Origin of the sequence: Paenibacillus sp. NPDC058367 (assembly GCF_042723305.1) — a bacterium.
GTDB lineage: Bacteria > Bacillota > Bacilli > Paenibacillales > Paenibacillaceae > Paenibacillus_AQ.
This window is the reverse complement of record NZ_JBHXIZ010000001.1, coordinates 1,358,133-1,376,854: the sequence shown is the minus strand read 5'-3', so window position 1 is coordinate 1,376,854 and position 18,722 is coordinate 1,358,133. Positions and strand designations below refer to the sequence as shown.

Annotated in this window: 9 protein-coding genes; 6 read left to right on the top strand and 3 right to left on the bottom strand. The window is 45.0% G+C overall.

All coding sequences use genetic code 11. From position 1 onward, the window contains the following. Nucleotides 1-319 precede the first annotated feature (319 nt). The 6 genes from ACFWMP_RS06120 (at nucleotide 320) to melA (ending at nucleotide 8,784) form a co-directional block, all read left to right on the top strand. Complete coding sequence (locus ACFWMP_RS06120) at nucleotides 320-1,654, top strand: sugar ABC transporter substrate-binding protein (protein WP_042186329.1); 1,335 nt, start codon at nucleotides 320-322, stop codon at nucleotides 1,652-1,654. Nucleotides 1,655-1,761: 107 nt separating this feature from the next. Beyond that, complete coding sequence (locus ACFWMP_RS06115; RefSeq protein ID WP_042186331.1) at nucleotides 1,762-3,075, top strand: sugar ABC transporter permease; 1,314 nt, start codon at nucleotides 1,762-1,764, stop codon at nucleotides 3,073-3,075. Continuing rightward, complete coding sequence (locus ACFWMP_RS06110; protein WP_042186333.1) at nucleotides 3,072-3,914, top strand: sugar ABC transporter permease; 843 nt, start codon at nucleotides 3,072-3,074, stop codon at nucleotides 3,912-3,914. The genes ACFWMP_RS06115 and ACFWMP_RS06110 overlap by 4 nt, the downstream gene beginning before the upstream one ends. A gap of 92 nt (nucleotides 3,915-4,006) precedes the next feature. Continuing rightward, nucleotides 4,007-6,061, top strand: coding sequence for a methyl-accepting chemotaxis protein (locus tag ACFWMP_RS06105; RefSeq protein ID WP_339246390.1), 2,055 nt, complete (start codon nucleotides 4,007-4,009; stop codon nucleotides 6,059-6,061). Nucleotides 6,062-6,227: 166 nt separating this feature from the next. Further along, nucleotides 6,228-7,160, top strand: a complete 933-nt coding sequence (locus ACFWMP_RS06100; RefSeq protein WP_042186337.1) for an AraC family transcriptional regulator — start codon at nucleotides 6,228-6,230, stop codon at nucleotides 7,158-7,160. 118 nt (nucleotides 7,161-7,278) lie between these two features. After that, complete coding sequence (gene melA, locus ACFWMP_RS06095; protein WP_042186339.1) at nucleotides 7,279-8,784, top strand: alpha-glucosidase/alpha-galactosidase; 1,506 nt, start codon at nucleotides 7,279-7,281, stop codon at nucleotides 8,782-8,784. Between the two features lie 205 nt (nucleotides 8,785-8,989). On the opposite strand, the gene yhbH is transcribed toward melA, so the two are convergent. The 3 genes from yhbH to ACFWMP_RS06080 form a co-directional block, all read right to left on the bottom strand. Continuing rightward, entirely contained in the window at nucleotides 8,990-10,153 is a 1,164-nt protein-coding gene (gene yhbH, locus ACFWMP_RS06090; RefSeq protein ID WP_042193520.1) for a sporulation protein YhbH, read from the bottom strand. A gap of 86 nt (nucleotides 10,154-10,239) precedes the next feature. Further along, nucleotides 10,240-11,829, bottom strand: a complete 1,590-nt coding sequence (locus ACFWMP_RS06085) for a hypothetical protein (RefSeq protein ID WP_379422528.1) — start codon at nucleotides 11,827-11,829, stop codon at nucleotides 10,240-10,242. 78 nt (nucleotides 11,830-11,907) lie between these two features. Further along, nucleotides 11,908-18,660 (bottom strand): DUF7507 domain-containing protein, encoded by a 6,753-nt coding sequence (locus ACFWMP_RS06080; RefSeq protein ID WP_379422526.1) that lies wholly within the window; start codon nucleotides 18,658-18,660, stop codon nucleotides 11,908-11,910. Nucleotides 18,661-18,722 lie beyond the last annotated feature (62 nt).

The following is an 18,722-nucleotide window of genomic DNA, read 5'->3' as shown; positions in this document are numbered from 1 at the left end:
TAGCAATTCCATTTTTAAACACATGAAATATCGATTAATTAAAAGATATCATGTGAAAAATGGAGATAAATGCCTATATTGTTTATCAATTAATGGAAAATGGTCAAATATGGTATGTGCAAACGTTTTTAAAAACAAACGATACTGTTGTATGATGTATTCATGAATGAAGCGCTTTCTTGATCTGCTAAATGCAGCTTTAGAAGGAGTGAGCTAAAAGAATAACTTTTTTTTTAGCTTTTCTGAAATCGTTTGCGCAAGTTTCTGCTCTACTATTTTATCATCTTATGCTTTTTTAAAATTGGGAGGGGTTAAAGTAATGAAGTTAAAAAAAGTGATGGTTATCACCGCTGCTGTCTCTATGGCACTGTCCGTTACAGCGTGTGGTTCGAGTAACAATGGGAATGCCGGGGGTAACAACGCAGCAAAAGCTACTAATGCTGCTAATAACACTACAGAGACTGCAGCGCCAGAGGGCACAGATGCAGCAGCGACAGATGAGATTGTACCTGAAGATGGAGCGACTCTAGTTGTATGGGAAAGTAAGGAAGAAAGACCATTCGCAGACGAAATTGCTAAGCAGTTCACAGCAAAATATAACGTTCCAGTCAAGATTGAAGAGTTGGCACCACCAGATCAAGTAACTAAACTTACTCAAGATGGTCCTTCAGGATTAGCAGCAGACGTTATCCTTATTCCTCACGACAACTTAGGTAAAGCGGCAAGTGCGAGCTTGGTTCTTCCTAACGATGTCTTCGGTGAAGAAACAAAAGCTAGCAATACTGAAGCTTCGATTATCGGATCTTCGTATGAAGGCGAATTGTATGGCTACCCAAGAGCAGCAGAAACTTATGCATTGTTCTACAATAAATCACTTGTTAAAGAAGCACCTAAGTCTTTCGACGATGTTCTTGCTTTCAGCAAAACATTCACAGATAAATCCAAGAACAGATACGGAATTATGTGGGAAGTAGGAAACTTGTACTTCAACTACATGTTTATCGCTTCCGATGGCGGATATCTGTTCGGTAAAGACGGTACAGATAAAGACGATATCGGACTTGCTAATGATGGAGCTGTTGCAGGACTTAAAGAATTTGTGAAAATGAAAGAAGCATTGCCAATTAAGAGCGGGGATATCAACGCTGATATCAAACGCAGCTTGTTCAACTCAGGTGATGTAGCAATGGATATCACAGGTCCTTGGGAGCTTGGAGGATACAAAGCAGCGCTTGGCGACAACCTTGGTATCGCACCGATCCCTACAGTGAATGGCAAAACAGCCATTACATTCTCTGGTATCAAAATTTTCGCAGTTAACTCGTTTACTCAATATCCGAATGCTGCTAAATTGTACGCGCATTTTGCATCAAGCAAAGATGCTCAATTGCTATTGAACAAAACGATCGGTTCTGTTCCTACAAACAACGAAGCGCTTCTTGATCCACAAATCGTTAATGATCCATTTGTATCCGCTTTTGCAGCACAAGCTAAGAGCTCCCAGCCTATGCCTTCTATCCCTGAAATGGGTAACGTTTGGAGCCCAGTAAATGCAGCACTTCCAGAAATTTGGGATAAAAATGTGGATCCAAAAGCAGCTATGGACAAAGCCGTTCAACAAATCAAAGATTTGAACAATAGTTCATCGCAATAAGGATCATAAATCACAGTCTTAACAGCATACAGTGAATCAAGCTGCCCGTCGCATGTTTAGCGGAGGGCAGCTTCTTATTTTCACTCGGAGAGGAGAACGGAAGCGAAATGCAGCGACATCGCACGAGGGCCGCAGTACTGTCGACGATTTTCATGGGATTGGGACAAATATATAACCGCCAATTCATCAAAGGAATCATGTTTTTAGTTGTAGAAGCCGCCGCTGTTTATTATTTTATTCAGAATCTTGCTACTGCTTTATGGGGTTTTGTCACACTAGGAGAGAACCCTAGCCGTTTGGTAAAAGTAAAAGGCATCGCTAAGATGGTAGCTGGGGATCACTCGATTTATATTTTGATTCAAAGCTTGATCACCATTCTAATGCTTATCATCATAATCCTCGCTTGGTATTTGAACATTAAAGATGCTTATAAGACTGGAGAGAAACGCGAAAACGGTCTTCAGGCAAACACCTTTAAACAAAGTGTTCGCTATATACTGGATTATAAGTTCGCTCAGACGTTCTTGGTCTTGCCGGGTATTGGTGTTCTATTCTTTACGATCATGCCAATCATCTTCATGATCCTGCTAGCGTTTACGAACTATTCCGCACCTGATCATCTTCCACCCGCTAAATTGGTTGACTGGGTTGGATTTCAGACCTTCCGAAATTTATTAGTTCTCAAAACATGGAGCCACACCTTTTATGGTGTATTAACATGGACGATTATATGGGCAGTTCTTTCAACGATTACTACATATTTCGGAGGACTATTGGTAGCCTTATTGGTGAGCCAAAAAGGTATTCGTTTCAAAGGAATGTGGAGAGTTATTCTGATTGTGCCTTACGCAGTACCTCAGTTAATCTCTTTGCTGCTCATGCGCAATTTATTTAACGGTCAATTCGGTCCGATCAACCAATACCTTGGGTATTTTGGAATGGGCGGATTACCATGGCTGACAGATCCATTCTGGGCTAAGGTTACCGTAATTATTGTTAACATGTGGGTTGGTATTCCAGTCTCGATGTTACTTATCATGGGCGTACTGACTACAATCCCTCGGGATATGTATGAAGCCGCTGAGGTAGATGGAGCATCAGGTTATCAGAAGTTCCGTATTGTTACGCTACCGATGGTATTGTTCTCCACAGCGCCTACTTTAATTACGCAATTCGCAGGTAACATTAACAACTTTAATGCGATCTTCCTATTAACAGGTGGTAGTCCTGTAAATGGTGATTATCAATATGCCGGTTCCACTGACTTGCTAGTAACCTGGCTATACAAATTAACACTTGATCAGAATAAAAACAACATGGCTTCGGCAATAGGGATTATTATCTTTATCATTGTTGCATCATTCTCCCTGTACAATTACCGCCGGACGAAATCATTCAAAGAGGAGGATATGATCCAATGAGCAGAAAGATCGCGAACTTTATTCGCTTAAGTGGTAGTTACATCATCTTGATTGCTTTGTCGATTGCGGCACTCTATCCGGCCCTCTGGATTCTATTTGCTTCCTTCCGACCTGGTAAATCACTGTACAGTAAAACGTTTATCCCTGAGCAATTCACCTTCGATCACTACAGAGAATTGTTCACATCACCGAGCTATATGTTTGGAACTTGGTATGCGAATACATTGAAGATAGCCGTATTCTCCATGCTTATCGGTGTAGTTCTTACCTTGTTAACCAGTTACGCTGTATCCAGATTCCGGTTTAAAGCGCGTAAAACAGCGTTATCGACCGTTCTGATTCTTGGTATGTTCCCTGGTTTTATGAGTATGATTGCCATTTATATGCTCCTTAAGGAGTTTAATTTGCTGGATACACATATTGCCTTGATTATTGTTTATGCGGCTGGGGCGCCGCTCGGGGGAACATTTATCGCCAAAGGCTTCCTCGACACGATTCCTCGTTCTTTGGATGAGGCGGCTCGAATAGACGGGGCGAGTAATTTCGGGATATTTATGCGAGTTATTCTTCCCTTGTCACGTCCTATGATCACTTACATGGCACTGACTCAATTTGTCGGACCTTGGGTGGATTTCATTTTTGCCAGACTTATTTTGCGGACGAAGGAGAACTGGACCGTAGCAGTCGGAATGTGGGATATGGTTAACTCGAACCAAAACACTAACTTTACTTTGTTCTCTGCCGGTGCTGTTCTGATCTCTATTCCAATTATGATTTTGTTTGTATTCTTGCAACGTCTGCTTGTTGATGGATTGACTGCAGGAGCTAGTAAGGGGTAACAATTTCGCTTCATACTACAGAATGAACTGGGTACAGCCTTTGTACAGAAATGCAAGGCTGTACCCTTTTTCCATCATAGGGAGTGAACTTAATGAAAAAGCTATGGACCCTACAGTTTAGATCAGTTGGGATAAAATTGTTCGTTATTCTTTTCAGCTCCATAGTGCTCTTATCCTCTGTTCTAGGATTGACTTCATATTTTGCTGCCAAAGATATCATTACAGATGAGGTTGCCGCGGCCTCCTCACAGTCTATAGTTCAAGCAGCGGACAAGCTGGATTTTGTTCTAACCGAATATGAAGCGCTCTCAAGGCAATTTGCACTCGACTCCGCATTAAAAGGTGACTTGGAAAAAATAAATAGTGGAGAACTTACAACGGTAGCCAAAGTCGCTGCAGAAGATCGGATTCGTAGAAAGCTAGACTTAGTTAAAGGATCAGATGAGCGGATGTATGGCGTCAGACTGGTATCTAAGAGCTTGGAAGAAACAGAATCGTATAAATCTGCCGGTGTTAGTGGCCTTCGTAGTGATGAAGGTATTGCTGAAAGATTGAAACAAATTGCAGATGCTAAAGGAGAGCCAGTATGGTTTCCAGTTCGTGAGAAGGGCTTCTTTGATGCTTATACAGAGCCATCTTTAACTATGGGGAGATTGCTTCGGAATCTATTACATCCTGAAGCGGAGTACTACATGCTGATCGAAGTTAAAGGGAAGGCCTTGACCGAAATGCTGTCTAATCTTCAGATTGGAATGACCGGTGAGATTCGAATTTTGAACACAGATGGTAACATTGTTTATGGTGCGGATAATGCTAAACTGGGTCAACTCTCTTACATAAAAGTATCAGAAGAGCAAGATGTGGAAAAGAAACATTCCTTTACAGCAGCCGATGAGAACGGAAGTCCTCAGCTTGTCGTTTATCAACCTTTAACGACTGCAAAGTGGACGCTCATGGGGTATGCGCCAGTTAGTGATTTTACGAAGTCAGCGGACAAGCTCCTTTATATTACGTTCTCTGTTGTGCTTGCAGCTGCCGTGATAGCCCTGTTAATTGGCTATGTCCTTGTTCGTTTGGTTGGGCGTCCACTAGGTAAACTGGCAACCTTAATGGAAGAAGGTGAGCGAGGAAACCTTCGTGTACGAACGAATTTTAAGGGTAAGGATGAGATTGGTCGGCTCGGGCATAGCTTTAACAAAATGATGGAGCAAATTTCTCTGCTTGCAAGCCAGAGTGAAATGTCAGCAGATGAAGTGCTTGGTACTTCAGAACAATTAGTCAAAGCGTCAGGTACAACATCACTTCATGCCAGAGAGGTTGCATCTGCTACGGGTGAGATTGCACTTGGAGCAGCAAGCCTTGCTGTCGAAGCAGAAAAAAGCCATGCTAATGTCGAAATCATTGGCAGTAAGATGAGTGAAGTAACTGAACTAAATACAGTAATGGACGCTTCGGCGGAGCGAGTGATTGAGGTTAGTGATCAGGGGACAGAGTTGATGAAGCTGCTAGTAGAGCAGAGTGAATCTACTGTGGAGATGTTCAATCGAATACAAGAGAACTCCAATAAGCTAAGAGAGAGTACTCATTTAATTCGTAGTATTCTTAGTCCTATGATTGCCGTAAATAAGCAGACCAATATTTTGGCGCTAAATGCCACTATAGAGGCGGTAAGAGCCGGTGCAGCAGGCAGAGGCTTTATAGTGATTGCTGATGAAATCAGACAGCTTGCTAACCAATCGAATGATTCGATCCAATCGGTCTCCAAGATTACGGAAGAGATTGGTCTACACATTGAGAATACGGTTAAAGATATCAATGAGACCGCTCCGAAGTTCCGTGAACAGATTTCTTCTGTACGAGAGTCGTCAACGATCTTTGCAAGTGTCAAAGAGGAAATGGAGCACTTCATGGGGCATCTTAGTGAATCCTCTGCTTCTATTCATGAACTGATAGAGTTTCAGCGTCAATTAGGTGAATCCATGGCGAGTGTCAGTTCTATTGTGCAGCAGACGACGGCTTCGACGCAGGAGGTAGCTTCTATGTCTTCACAGCAATTTACTGTAAGTGAGGAGCTAGTTTCCTTATCTCAAAAGCTGGAGAGCTTAGCAGCAGATCTTAAGCAATCTATGGTTTCTTTTCAAGTATGAGAATTAAATCTTATTAGTAAAAACAATAAAACGAGCAACTCTCCTCTGTATTGGAGTTTTGCTCGTTTTTTTCTAATTTAATGACTTCAAGTAGCTCTTCTTGTCTTAGAAGTAGTTTGAGAGATACACTTGGGTTAACATTTTAATAGAAGAAAGGAGTGATCGATTGACGAATTTTCCTCTAAATCTTAGTGGGAGTCTTTTTCAGCAGGCATTAATTGAAAGAGATTATAGTCCTCATTTTTTTGCTTACTATTATAAACAGTGGAACAACTACAGTATGTCTTACCATCAGCATAATTCAACCGAAATCATGTATTTGATCTCAGGAAGCTGTGTTGTGGATGTCCGTTCAAAAACAGGTGAAGAAGAGAGATTTAGGTTAAAGCGGGGAGAACTGATCATCCTCGATGCAAATGTACCGCACAGACTGATTGTCGAGGATGGGACGCCCTGCCGAATGCTGAATGTGGAGTTTGGATTTATGGACTATACAGGGGTTGCTCCATCTATCGGCAAGCTCGCTCGGAAAGAAGCGGCGCTTGCTGAATGGTTACAGGTTCCCTTTTCCAGTCTAGTCATGCCTGATCCGGAGGAAATTTATCATGTTCTAAAAGGACTTGTACTAGAGCTTGATCAAAGTGGCGGGAAAGGCGGAAGTATGGTCGACTTATTGTTCTGCGAGCTTCTGCTTCGATTATCTAGCTTGCGACAGGATCAGCTTCATGCCAGTCAACAGCCGTCACAGCTCTATGTGCGGCGCAGTATCGAATTCCTGCATCAGAATTACGACCAGAGTATTCAGGTTAAGGATATCGCTGCCGCGGTCAATCTGCATCCCGGATATCTGCACCGTATTTTTAAGTCACAGACAGGTAGGACACTCAGTGATTATTTGAATATGCTGCGAATGGAGAAAGCGAAGATGCTGCTGGGGCAGAGTGATATTCCGATTGCTGAAATTGCCGATTATGTAGGGGTTAGTAGCAGACAATATTTTCATCTCCTCTTCAAAAAATATACTGACAACACGCCCGTAGAATATCGCAATTCCATTGAGCGTCATTCTTGGAGTTATGAAGAGATGGATGTTCAATAGATAAGTTAGGATTTTTGACACCTTCCTTCAAAAGAGGTCATGATATTGGTTACGCTTTCCCTAGCGCCCTTGCTACAATGGACAGGAACAATCAATTCATTACCGGAGGATGATAAGGATGTCATTTAAAGTGTCTTTTATAGGGGCAGGCAGCATTGGATTTACCCGTGGATTGTTGCGGGACTTACTAACCGTGCCGGAATTTAATAATATTGAAGTCTCATTTATGGATATTAATAGCCACAACTTGGAGATGGTTACCGAGCTGTGCCAACGTGATATTAAAGAGAATGGATTAAATATTCAAATCCAGGCAACGACGGATCGAAGAGAAGCCTTGAAGGATGCGAAGTACGTATTTTGTACTATTCGTATGGGTGGACTGGAAGCATTTGCTACAGATGTGGATATTCCATTGAAATACGGAGTCGATCAGTGCGTAGGGGATACCCTTTGTGCAGGAGGCATCATGTATGGTCAGCGCGGGATTGCGGAAATGCTGAATATTTGCCGTGATATTAGGGAAATGGCTGCGCCGGATGTACTCCTACTTAACTATTCGAACCCTATGGCTATGCTGACTTGGGCATGCAACAAATACGGTGGTGTACGGACGATTGGTCTGTGTCATGGGGTGCAGCATGGGCATGGACAAATTGCAGATGTGTATGGGCTGAAGAAGTCGGAAGTCGATATTATTTGTGCGGGTATCAATCACCAGACTTGGTATATTTCGGCGAGTCATAAGGGCAAAGATTTGACCGAAGGTCTTTTAGAAGCTTTTGAGAGTCATCCAGAATTCAGCCGCACAGAAAAAGTTCGGATCGACATGCTGCGACGCTTTGGATATTACAGTACAGAATCCAATGGTCACCTAAGTGAATATGTGCCATGGTATCGTAAACGCAGCGATGAAATTATGGATTGGATCGACCTGGGAAGCTGGATTAACGGTGAGACTGGTGGATATCTACGTGTCTGCACCGAAGGGCGGAATTGGTTCGAAACGGATTTTCCAAATTGGATGAAGGACTCGGCATTGGAGTATACAGTGGAGAATCGCGGAGAAGAACATGGTTCGTTTATTATTGAAGGCTTGGAAACGGGCAGAGTGTATAGAGGTCACTTTAACACTGTGAACAATGGCGTGATCTCTAATTTGCCAGATGATGCGATCATCGAAGCACCAGGGTATGTGGATCGGAACGGTATATCGATGCCGCTTGTGGGTGAATTGCCTTTAGGAGCAGCCGCAGTGTGCAACGTTAGTATCTCGGTGCAACGTTTAGCCGTCGAAGCTGCTGTGCACGGCGATGACAAGCTGCTACGTCAAGCATTTATGATGGATCCGTTGGTAGGCGCCGTATGTAACCCGAAAGAAATCTGGCAGATGGTCGATGAGATGCTCGTAGCTGGGGCGCAGTGGCTGCCACAATATAGCGAGGCCATTGCAAAAGCGAAGGAACGCTTAGCTTCAGGAGATCTTATTCCAACGAATGCCAACAATGAAGGCGCAGCCCGCCTGAAGGTAAAGACGGTGGACGAGATGATGGAGGACCGGGAAGCAGCGAATAGAAATGCGGGTGAATCTGATAAAGGCAAGGATAGAGAGAAGGTACAATAGGCAGTAGAGTTTAAAGCTCACTTGGAATATGACTCTTGCCATCTATTTTCTAAGAGGTAATTAAAGTATTGTGGAACGGTTTAGGACAGTTGAATAGATTTCAATAAAAAAACCTCCCCTACCAAGCTCTGGAATGGAGGTTTTTTTATATGGGTAGGACAATAAAAAAGGTAGTCTAGCTGTGGGCTATAATCAAACGTAGGAATTATGAATTAACAGTGCCCTTTTGACTGAAGAAGGTCTTTAGCGCCTGGTACACTTCTTTTTTGTCTTTAATCACATAATGCATGAATTGCTCGTGCTTCAGATGACGATAAGCGGACATTAGTGTGCTGCTGCGGTTGTACTGATTCACTTCCCCGTAACCAAACATATTGCTTCGTTTTAACAGTTCTCCAATTAGCTTCACACAACGTTCGTTGTCGGAGGTGAGGTTATCGCCATCAGAGAAGTGAAACGGATAAATGTTGTACTGCGCTGGCGGGTATCGGCTGTCGATAATCTCAATCGCTTTTTGATAGGCTGAGGAACAGATGGTTCCTCCACTCTCTCCGCGAGTGAAGAAATCATGCTCGCTGACCTCTTTAGCCTCCGTATGGTGGGCGAGAAAGACAATCTCCACCTTCTCATACTGGCGGCGTAAAAAGCGGGTCATCCAGAAGAAGAAACTGCGAGCGCAGTATTTTTCAAAAGAACCCATCGAACCTGACGTATCCATCATCGCAATAATGACCGCATTGGAGTGAGGCGTTCGAATGTCATCCCATGTTTTGTAGCGCAGATCATCAGGACTTATGCTGTGAATGCCGGGATTACCTCTGCTTGCATTACGCCGAAGGTTCTCCAGCAGGGTACGTTTCTTATCGATGTTGGACATCATGCCTTTTTTACGAATATCGTTGAAGATGATGGATTTAACCTCGATCTCTTCCTTATTCTTTGGCTTCAGATGTGGCAACTCCATATCCTGAAACAAGATGTCCTCCAGATCCTCCAGATTGACCTCTGCTTCCACGGTGTCCTGACCGGGTTGATCGCCTGCTTTTTCCCCTTTGCCGGGCTGTGCCGACTGTGAATCCCGCCCAAGTACATCACCGACCTGACTTTCCCCGTCGCCCTGTCCTACATGCTTTTGCTTACGAAAGTTATAGATAATTCGATATTCATCCAGACTGCGAATCGGAACCTTTACAATCTGCTTACCGCCTGACAAAATAATATTTTCTTCGGTCACGAGATCCGGCAAATTATCCTTGATAGCTTCTCTGACCTTTTGCTGATGACGTTCCTGATCCTGATGGCCTTTGCGATGAAGGGACCAGTCTTCTTTTGAGACTACAAAGGAAAAGGGACCAGATGATTGCGACAGGATGACCACCTCCCATGGGATATAAATATTTATGTTTTGGGGTTGTAACTAAAGTATATTCATGGGGATGGGGGATATGTGATTTCTTATTCACTGATCTCTTCCACGGTCAATATATAACTGTTCGACTGGCTCTCGCCAGTGTATTCACGTCCATCCAGATTGAAGAAGTATGGAGCGGTTACTAAGCCTTTAAGAAAACGACCCAGTACATGTTCACTAACCCTGACAAAATAATGGATGTTTACAGTGGCAGCAGCTTTGACTGTCCCTAGCGACAAGATACCGTTAAATGAAGATTGTGGATTTGGAATCCCATCAATCACAATGCTGCTAGGATCAATAAGACATTCCTCCGGTGTGAGCCGATCAAGGGATACTTCTGCTGGCCAATTCCCACTATTCGTTAGGGAGATCCAGCATTGGACATGTTCTCCTTCTTCTACAAGGGTAGGCTTTGCATGAGTTTCGAGAGAAATGATAGGCAGGACTATTAAGGTAGTAACGATATTGGAACGAGAGGTTTGTCTTACTGTCCGTCCGTCCGGGAGCACAAAAGTATACTGAACACTGCCATGATTTTGGACAGCTGCGTGGGCATGAATGTTTATGGCTGCAGGAATGCTCACTTGAAAGACCACGACCGCTGAAGTTCCGCCTCTTAATGTGCCTAGCTGAATGCCATCAGCAGGACGGGCGCCTTTTTGCATCACTCCGTTTAAGAGAACACTATCCCATACGAAAAGAGTGCCCGAAGGGATAGCATCGGTCAGAACCGCATTTACGGCCAAGTTCCCGCTGTTGGTTACCGTTAGTTCATATCTTAGGTTGTCACCCGGAGCTGCTGTAACATGATCTACTCTCTTGCTGATGGTGACGCCTGCCAAAACAAGTGAGATAACGACGGTGTTACTCTCGGTTGTATTGGGATCGTCGTCGACGGTATAAGTGACAGCAGCACGGTTAGTCAGGTCCAAGGATGAGGGGATCTCTGTAACTCGAACGCGAAAGGTAATATCAATGCTTAGGTCTTTATCAAGTTGACCAATTAATATTCCTTGCGTAGGCTCTGATTCTGGATAATAGACGCCACCTGCAATGACACTCCCTGGAATGAACACAGATCCGTTAGGAATAGAAATCGTTGCGATGATTTGGTTTAATAGGCTGTTACCTTCGTTCGTAAGCCGTAATGTATAGGTAATTACATCACCTATAAAAGAGGTCGGAGTGCTTGCAGACAACAAGGTAGAGAGCTGGTAGGAGCGTAAAGAAACTAGTACGGAATTAGAATATAAATCTCCGTTAACGATTCTTCCCTCGGGTGTGGCAAAAGAAAAACGGCCCAGTGCTTTATTTTGCAGCACTAGTGAAGAGGGAAGTGAAATGATAACCACTTGAAAGGCGATGCTCACTTGACTCTGCGGAGCAATAGAACCTAGCGGTATGCCCGAAGACGGTGTAGCCCCTGGGAGAGGCACACCGTCTCTAAGCACGCTGTTGGAAATAAAGGATACACCCTCTGGAAGAATGTCATACACCGTTAGCAAAGCATCTGTGTTTCCATTATTAGAAGCTTTAATGGTATACACCAGAGTGTCACCTAAAGAGGCATGGAGTTTGTCTGTACTCTTCAGCAATGAAAGCACGGGGCCCACGACTATTGGAATAGACAATGCCGTCAACACCCGCTGCCGAGTTGAAGAGTACCATAGATTGATTGGTTACGACAGGTTGGGTACGTGAGCCGGGAATCATAACGCTACTACCTGAACCTGGAAGGTGATGGTTGAGGAAGCGCCAGCAGCAATCGTTCCGATGGCAATGCCGGAAGCCGGGCTGCCATTAGGTCGTGGGGTTCCGTCTACAGTGATGCTGCCTGTTACAAACTGACTGCCTGCTGGGATAGGGTCAACCATGATAACGTTATTGACTGCTGAAATCCCCAAGTTGGTAACAACAATGGTATAGGTGATGATATCGCCGACAACTGCATCTATAGAGGTAGTGCTCTTAACGACACTCACATCCGGAGAAGAGACAGGGATGATTAGGACGTTTGAAAGTGAAGTTCCGGTGAGCAGACGACCATCTGGTGGTGTGAATGAGAAAGTTGCCGAAGCTTGATTGACTAACTGCTGCGGTGAAGGGAGGGAGGCTACAGTAACTTGCAGGGTTATGGTCACTGTTATCGTGCTTCCCGGAGCAACTGCTCCAATATTTAATCCAGCGGACGGATCAGAGCCCGGTTGTGGCACTCCATTTACGAGCACGCTGTTTGGAACAAAGATGGCTCCGCTAGGAATTGTGTCGGTTACGACTACATTTGCTATGAGATTACCGGTATTCGTAACATTCAGGAAGTAAGTAATCGTATCTCCGACAGTTGCCGCGGTTCTGTCTGCGCTTTTGACTACAACGATGATAGGCTGATACACCGGAATAACAAGTGTATTAGAGAATGAGGATCCCGAGAATGCTCCAGATGTGAAGCTGACGGAAGCTTGATCGGTGAGCGTGGCAGGATTAGGCAGTACATTGACGATAGTGTTGAATGAAATATTGACCGAAACGCCCGGTGCAATTGTGCCGAGCGAGATGCCATTCGCTGGATTGGCATTAGGACGTGGAGTGCCATCAACGATCACACTGCCAGCAACAAACGAAGAACCTACTGGTATTGGATCACTGATGTTTACGTTGCTGATATTGGCGATTCCGCTATTGGTAACTGTAAGGTTGTAGGTAATTGTATCGCCAACAACGGCATCTGTTGCTGGTGATGACTTAGTTACGATCACATTCGGTGAGGATACCGAAATCGTTGTCGAATTGGAATTGATCGAACTGTTAAACGTCCGCCCATCAGGCAAGGTGTAAGCAAATGCTACCGATGCTTGGTTAATTAGTTGCTGGCTTGCTGGCAGTGTTGAAATGAGTACTGAGAACATAACAGATAGTGTTGCACCTGCGGATATAACACCGAGTGGAATGCCAGCCGCTGGATCTGCTCCCGGAGCTGGGGCACCTTGAATGAGCACACTGTTTGGCACAAATGTTGTTCCAGATGGGATAGTATCACTCAGAGTAGCCAAAGCCCCGTAATTCCCTGAATTGGTTACATTAATCGTGTAGGTAATCGTATCTCCGACGGTCGCTTGAATTGAATTCGAGCTTTTTGCTGCGGCTAGAATCGGTAAGTAAATAGGCGTTGATACAATATTAGAGAAGGCAACATTCGAGAGAACTCCAGAGGTGAAGCTCACCGTTGACTGGTTATTTAGGAGGCCTGAAGGTGGCAATGAGACTGTATTCACTGTGAATGCCACAGTTACAGTTACACCTGGTGCAATACTGCCCAAGGTTACCCCGGTGGAAGGGCTACCCCCTGGACGAGGCACACCATCTACTAATACACTCCCAGATACAAATGTGGTACCCGCAGGAAGTGCGTCTGTGAAGACTGCGTTATTTACCGTTTCGATTCCGTTATTGGTAATTGTAACTGAATAGGTGATCGTGTCTCCAACTGTAGTTGATGTGGTAGGCGTAGATTTTACTACAGCCAGATTTGGTGAAGAGACAGGGATAGTAATTGTATTGGATAGGACGGAACCGCCAAGTGTGCGGCCGTCAGGCAAAGTGAAGCTATACGCTACGGTACCCTGATTGACCAACTGCTGAGGATTGGGCAGTGAGGTGATATCAACAGTGAATATTACTGCAGTAGTAGCACCGGGTGCAATAACTCCAGCTGGAATCCCCGTAGATGGATCTGCTTGCGCTAAGGGCAGTCCATTAATGAGCACACTATTCGGAACGAAGGTGGTACCCGCAGGAATATTGTCCGTAATGATTAAGCTTGCCGGATAGTTTCCTGTGTTACTCACGGTCAGGGTATAGCTGACAGCGTCACCTGTTGTAGCGTTATTCGTACTTGCTGTTTTGACGACCGAGATGTTCGGCTGGTAAACAGGGATGGTAACGGTATTGGAGAAAGTCGAACCGGAAAAAACACCTGATGTAAAGGTTACGGATGCCTTATTGATAAGTGTAGCAGTAGGAGGAACAGAGGTCACGGTAACACTGTAAGCAACCAGAGCTGAAGCTCCAGGCGCTAAGGTACCAATTGATATCCCCGAAGAAGGATTCAGGTTTGGGAAAGGTACTCCGTTCACGGATACGCTACCCGTTACAAAAGCAGCACCTGCTGGTGTTGGATCATTAAGGATTATGCTATTGACAGCTTCTATACCGTTATTTGAAATATTTACGTTATAAGTGACCGTATCTCCGATCGCTACGGAAGTTGAGGTGGAGCTTTTGACTACCACGATATTAGGAGCTGAGACCTGTAGTGTGACGGTATTAGATACAGCAGTTCCGCTTAAGGGTCTACCGTCAGGCGGAGTAAAGGTGAAGCTTGCAGAAGCCTGATTGCTGATTTGTTGTGGTGATGGCAAGGAAACGATATTAACAGAGAAGCTAACAGGGACACTGGTTCCCGGCGCGACATTTCCTACAGCTATGCCGGTATTGGGTGCTGCACCTGGTTGCGGCATGCCTCCTACAATAACACTGTTAGGATTGAAGACAGTTCCAGTAGGAATGTTGTCGGTTAAGGTTACATTTGCAGCAAGATTACCTGCATTACTTACAACCACTGTGTAGATGACGGTATCACCTACAACAAGAGCATCGGCGTCACCATCTCCATCGACAGCACTTTTTAATAAGGAGATCTGTGGCTGAATGACTGGTGTGCTAGTAATGTTGGATGAAGAAGAACCGGAGAATACACCGGATGTAAAACTGACGGATGACTGATTATTAATTTGTGATGGTATCGGCATCGTTATCCTCACCTCGAATGTTACGGTAGCTGTGGCGCCTGGACCCAGACTACCGATTGGAATGCCGGCGGACGGAACTGCTAGCGGCTGAGTAATGCCGCCTACAATTACGGTTCCGGGAATAAAAGCTACATTCTCAGGCAGAGGATCGCTGAGAATGATGTTGCTTACAGTAGCTATGCTGTTGTTCGTCAATACTGAGGTGAATGTAAGGATATCACCCGTAACGGCAGTAGCTGCATTCACACTTTTTACGACACTGACATTAGGTGCGGATACAGGGACAGAGAGCGTATTTGATACTACATTTCCTCCGAGTTGACGCCCGTCCGGGAGGGTGAAGCTATATGTTGCCGAAGCGGAGTTCAGTAACATCTGTGAAGGAGGTAACGCTGTTATCGTGACCAGAAAGCTCACAGATACGCTGTCACCTGGTGCCAATGGGCCTACAGGGATTCCGGTTACTGGATTATATCCGGGTAAAGGTGTTCCCCCGATGATTACGCTGTTCGCGTTAAATAAAGCTTGGGGTGGAAGATTATCAGTTAATAGTAGAGTGGTTGCAATATTCCCGGTATTGCTGATGAGAATCGAGAAAGACAAAGATCCTCCTACGGATGCCTGAGCGGTATTCGCGCTTTTGACCATACTAATAATAGGTTGATACACAGGGGTTACTACCGTGTTCGAAAGTGAAGAACCAGTGAAGGCACCGGATGAGAAAGACGCACTAGCTCTGTTTGTAAATTGTGATGGATTTGGTAAAGAAGAAACATTCACTCTAAAAGAGACTGTAATAGAGCTGCCAGCCGCAATACTACCGATAGATATTCCTGTACCTGGATTTGCGGCTGGTACCGATGAACCGCCAACAATAACGCTGCCTGCTACAAAAGTGCCTCCCGTAGGAATAGGGTCAGAGACGACAACGTTATTCACAGCTACGCTGCTTGTGTTGGACACTTGGACTGTGTAAGTCAGATTCTCGCCGACTGTGACATCAGCAAGGCTTGCGGATTTGGTTAGCGTAATATTTGGAGCGGAGACTGGGATGCTAACGGTGTTTGATTGGCTAGTTCCGGATAAGGATCTACCGCTTGGTAGTTGGTAGGTGTAGCTGCTGCTGCCTTGATTGTTCAGAACAGGTGGTGAAGGCAAAGATTGCACAGAGACAAGAAATGTTACGGGCACAACCGTTCCTATGGCTACTGTACCTAGATTAATACCCGTAAGTGGAGAGTCTGTGGGTCGTGTGACTCCATTGACGGTTACGCTACCCGATACAAAGGATGCGCCTGAGGGAATATTGTCGGTTAAGGTTACGCTTGCCCCAATGTTTCCAGAGTTCTGAACATTTAATGTATAAAGAATATTACCGCCTACGGTTGCACTAGCGGTGTTCGAGCTTTTGACAATTTGAATGATGGGTTGGTATACCGGGGTCGTAGTCGTGTTGGAAAGCGAAATGCCAGTAAAGACCCCTGAACTGTAGGATGCCGTAGACTTGTTTAATAGCTGTGCTGGACTAGGTAAAGAGGTAACACTGACTTGAAAGGTGACGGCAACTGAACTTCCCGCAGCGATTGCACCCACAGTAATCCCTGTTCCTGGATTTGCAGAGGGTTGTGACGTCCCCGCAACGGTAACACTTCCCGTAACCAGCGAAGTCCCTGCGGGAATGGTGTCTGTAAGGGTGACGTTAGTAACTGCTTCGATTCCGTTGTTGGTGATTACAGAAGTATATAGGAGTGTATCGCCGACGGCGACATCGGCAAAACCTGCACTTTTAACCACGACAACATTTGGGAGTCTAACGGGAATAGACAATGTATTGGACGAGGCTGATCCAGAAATGATTCGTCCATCTGGAACCTGAAAGGTATAAGCGGCGCTTGCTTGATCGACCAGTTGTGGAGGGGACGGAAGACTGTTCACTAATACACGGAATTGAACGGTAGAACTACCTCCAGCAGCTATCGTTCCAATAGCAATACCTGTAGCAGGATTTCCAGCGAATGGTGTTCCATTGACGGTGAAACTTCCTGCAACATAAGAGCTCCCTGCAGGAATGTTATCCGTAAGTGTCGTTAGCGCACCGATGTTTCCGGTGTTGGTGATTTGAAGCGTATATGTGATTTGATTTCCGACGGTCGCATTTGCAGTGTTGGCTGATTTTACAATGTTAAGAACGGGTGAATATACGGGTAAAGTTACAGTGTTGGATGGAATGACCCCGGTCATGATAGGGCCTCCTGCTACACTTTGAAACGTAAAGGCAGCATTTGCGGTATTCGCGATATTTTGCGGACTTGGTGGTAATGAAGTAACTTTGGCTTGATATGTAACCGTTATTGAAGTACCCAAAGCTAATGAACCTAGAGAGATTCCTGCTGTAATATCAAAGGTTGGTCTTGCGACGCCGGCCACTACAACGCTTCCGGTAACAAAGGTTGATCCTGCTGGCAGCGCATCTGATAAAACGACGCTAGCTGCACTCGCTGTACCAGTATTATTGATAATTACAGTGTAAGTTACCGTATCCCCGACTATTGGCCCGGACACATTGGCACTTTTAGTAAGGTTTATTTTGGGTGCATTTATATCTACTTGTATGGCATTTCCATTAAGCACATAAGCGTCACCAGAGGTAGTTAATTGTAAAATCGCTGAAGACTGATTATTTACAAGTCTGGCTGACACGTCAACATTAGTAATGTCCCAGCCTTGTCGGCCACCGATAATGTTGGTGCCTGGATTTCCGTTTGTTTGATTGCGATTTCCGAATGTTCCAGTGGTATCCAGTACACCTAGATCGTTGTTAATCTGTGAAGCGAAGAAGTTGTTGGCAAAGTTATTGGGTCCTGATAAAGCTACAAGCGTAGCTGATGTAGGCCCGAACAATGCCTGGTCTCCCGAACGATTCGCATCACCCTCCTGTGCGCTAAATAGTGCCCTGCCTCCAAGTGCACCTGTAATTGGAGTTGCAAAGCCTGTTATTGTAGTAGAGACTGGTGCAGAAGTTGCCTGTACAAGTATTGCGCCTGCCCGTAAGGACATATTACGGAAGGGCAAGGATGTATTTTGATAGATTACACCAAGTGTCCAGCCCGCATGATTAGCTGTGGAATCACTAGGAATAACGATCGTACCAACTACACCGCCAGTGGTGTAGGTCCCAGCGCCGCCTTGTGAAATAATGCTGGTGACATTGGCAGAACGGACATATGCGGAAGCACCACCTCCCAAATCAACAGTATTACTAGTAGCTGCATCGGGAGTTATGCTGAACGTACTTCCGGTAGGCGTAATTAAAGAGACTGGGTTGTTTATGGCCGCACTGAGATTCACAGTTCCGTTAATATAAGTACCGCCCCATATCAGCTCTGCATATAGCACAGTGCTGCCTGATGGCAAGACCAGTATAGCGGATGAACTGTTGCTCGTATAAAGACTTGTTGTTCCATTAGGATAGGTGCCAAAAATAGATGTAGTGTTAACAGTGGTGAAACCGCCGATGCTGTCTAGTGTCCCTGGCACTCCGACCGTATCGGAGCGACTAAGTCCAAGTGTGTTGCCTGTAAATGTGATAGCACCGGTCGCATTGATCGTTGCCCGTACGACTAGTGGAATGATTCTCACCTCCTTCGAGGTCAATTTGCTTTTAAAAAAGTGAACCGTCCCATAATCAGGACGGCACAGTTAATACCTGTATGTTA

Bases quoted from the DNA above. Each gene is read 5' to 3' on its own strand.
- ACFWMP_RS06120 (WP_042186329.1), top strand. From the start codon at position 320: ATGAAGTTAAAAAAAGTGATGGTTATCACCGCTGCTGTCTCTATGGCA.
- ACFWMP_RS06115 (WP_042186331.1), top strand. From the start codon at position 1,762: ATGCAGCGACATCGCACGAGGGCCGCAGTACTGTCGACGATTTTCATG.
- ACFWMP_RS06110 (WP_042186333.1), top strand. From the start codon at position 3,072: ATGAGCAGAAAGATCGCGAACTTTATTCGCTTAAGTGGTAGTTACATC.
- ACFWMP_RS06105 (WP_339246390.1), top strand. From the start codon at position 4,007: ATGAAAAAGCTATGGACCCTACAGTTTAGATCAGTTGGGATAAAATTG.
- melA (WP_042186339.1), top strand. From the start codon at position 7,279: ATGTCATTTAAAGTGTCTTTTATAGGGGCAGGCAGCATTGGATTTACC.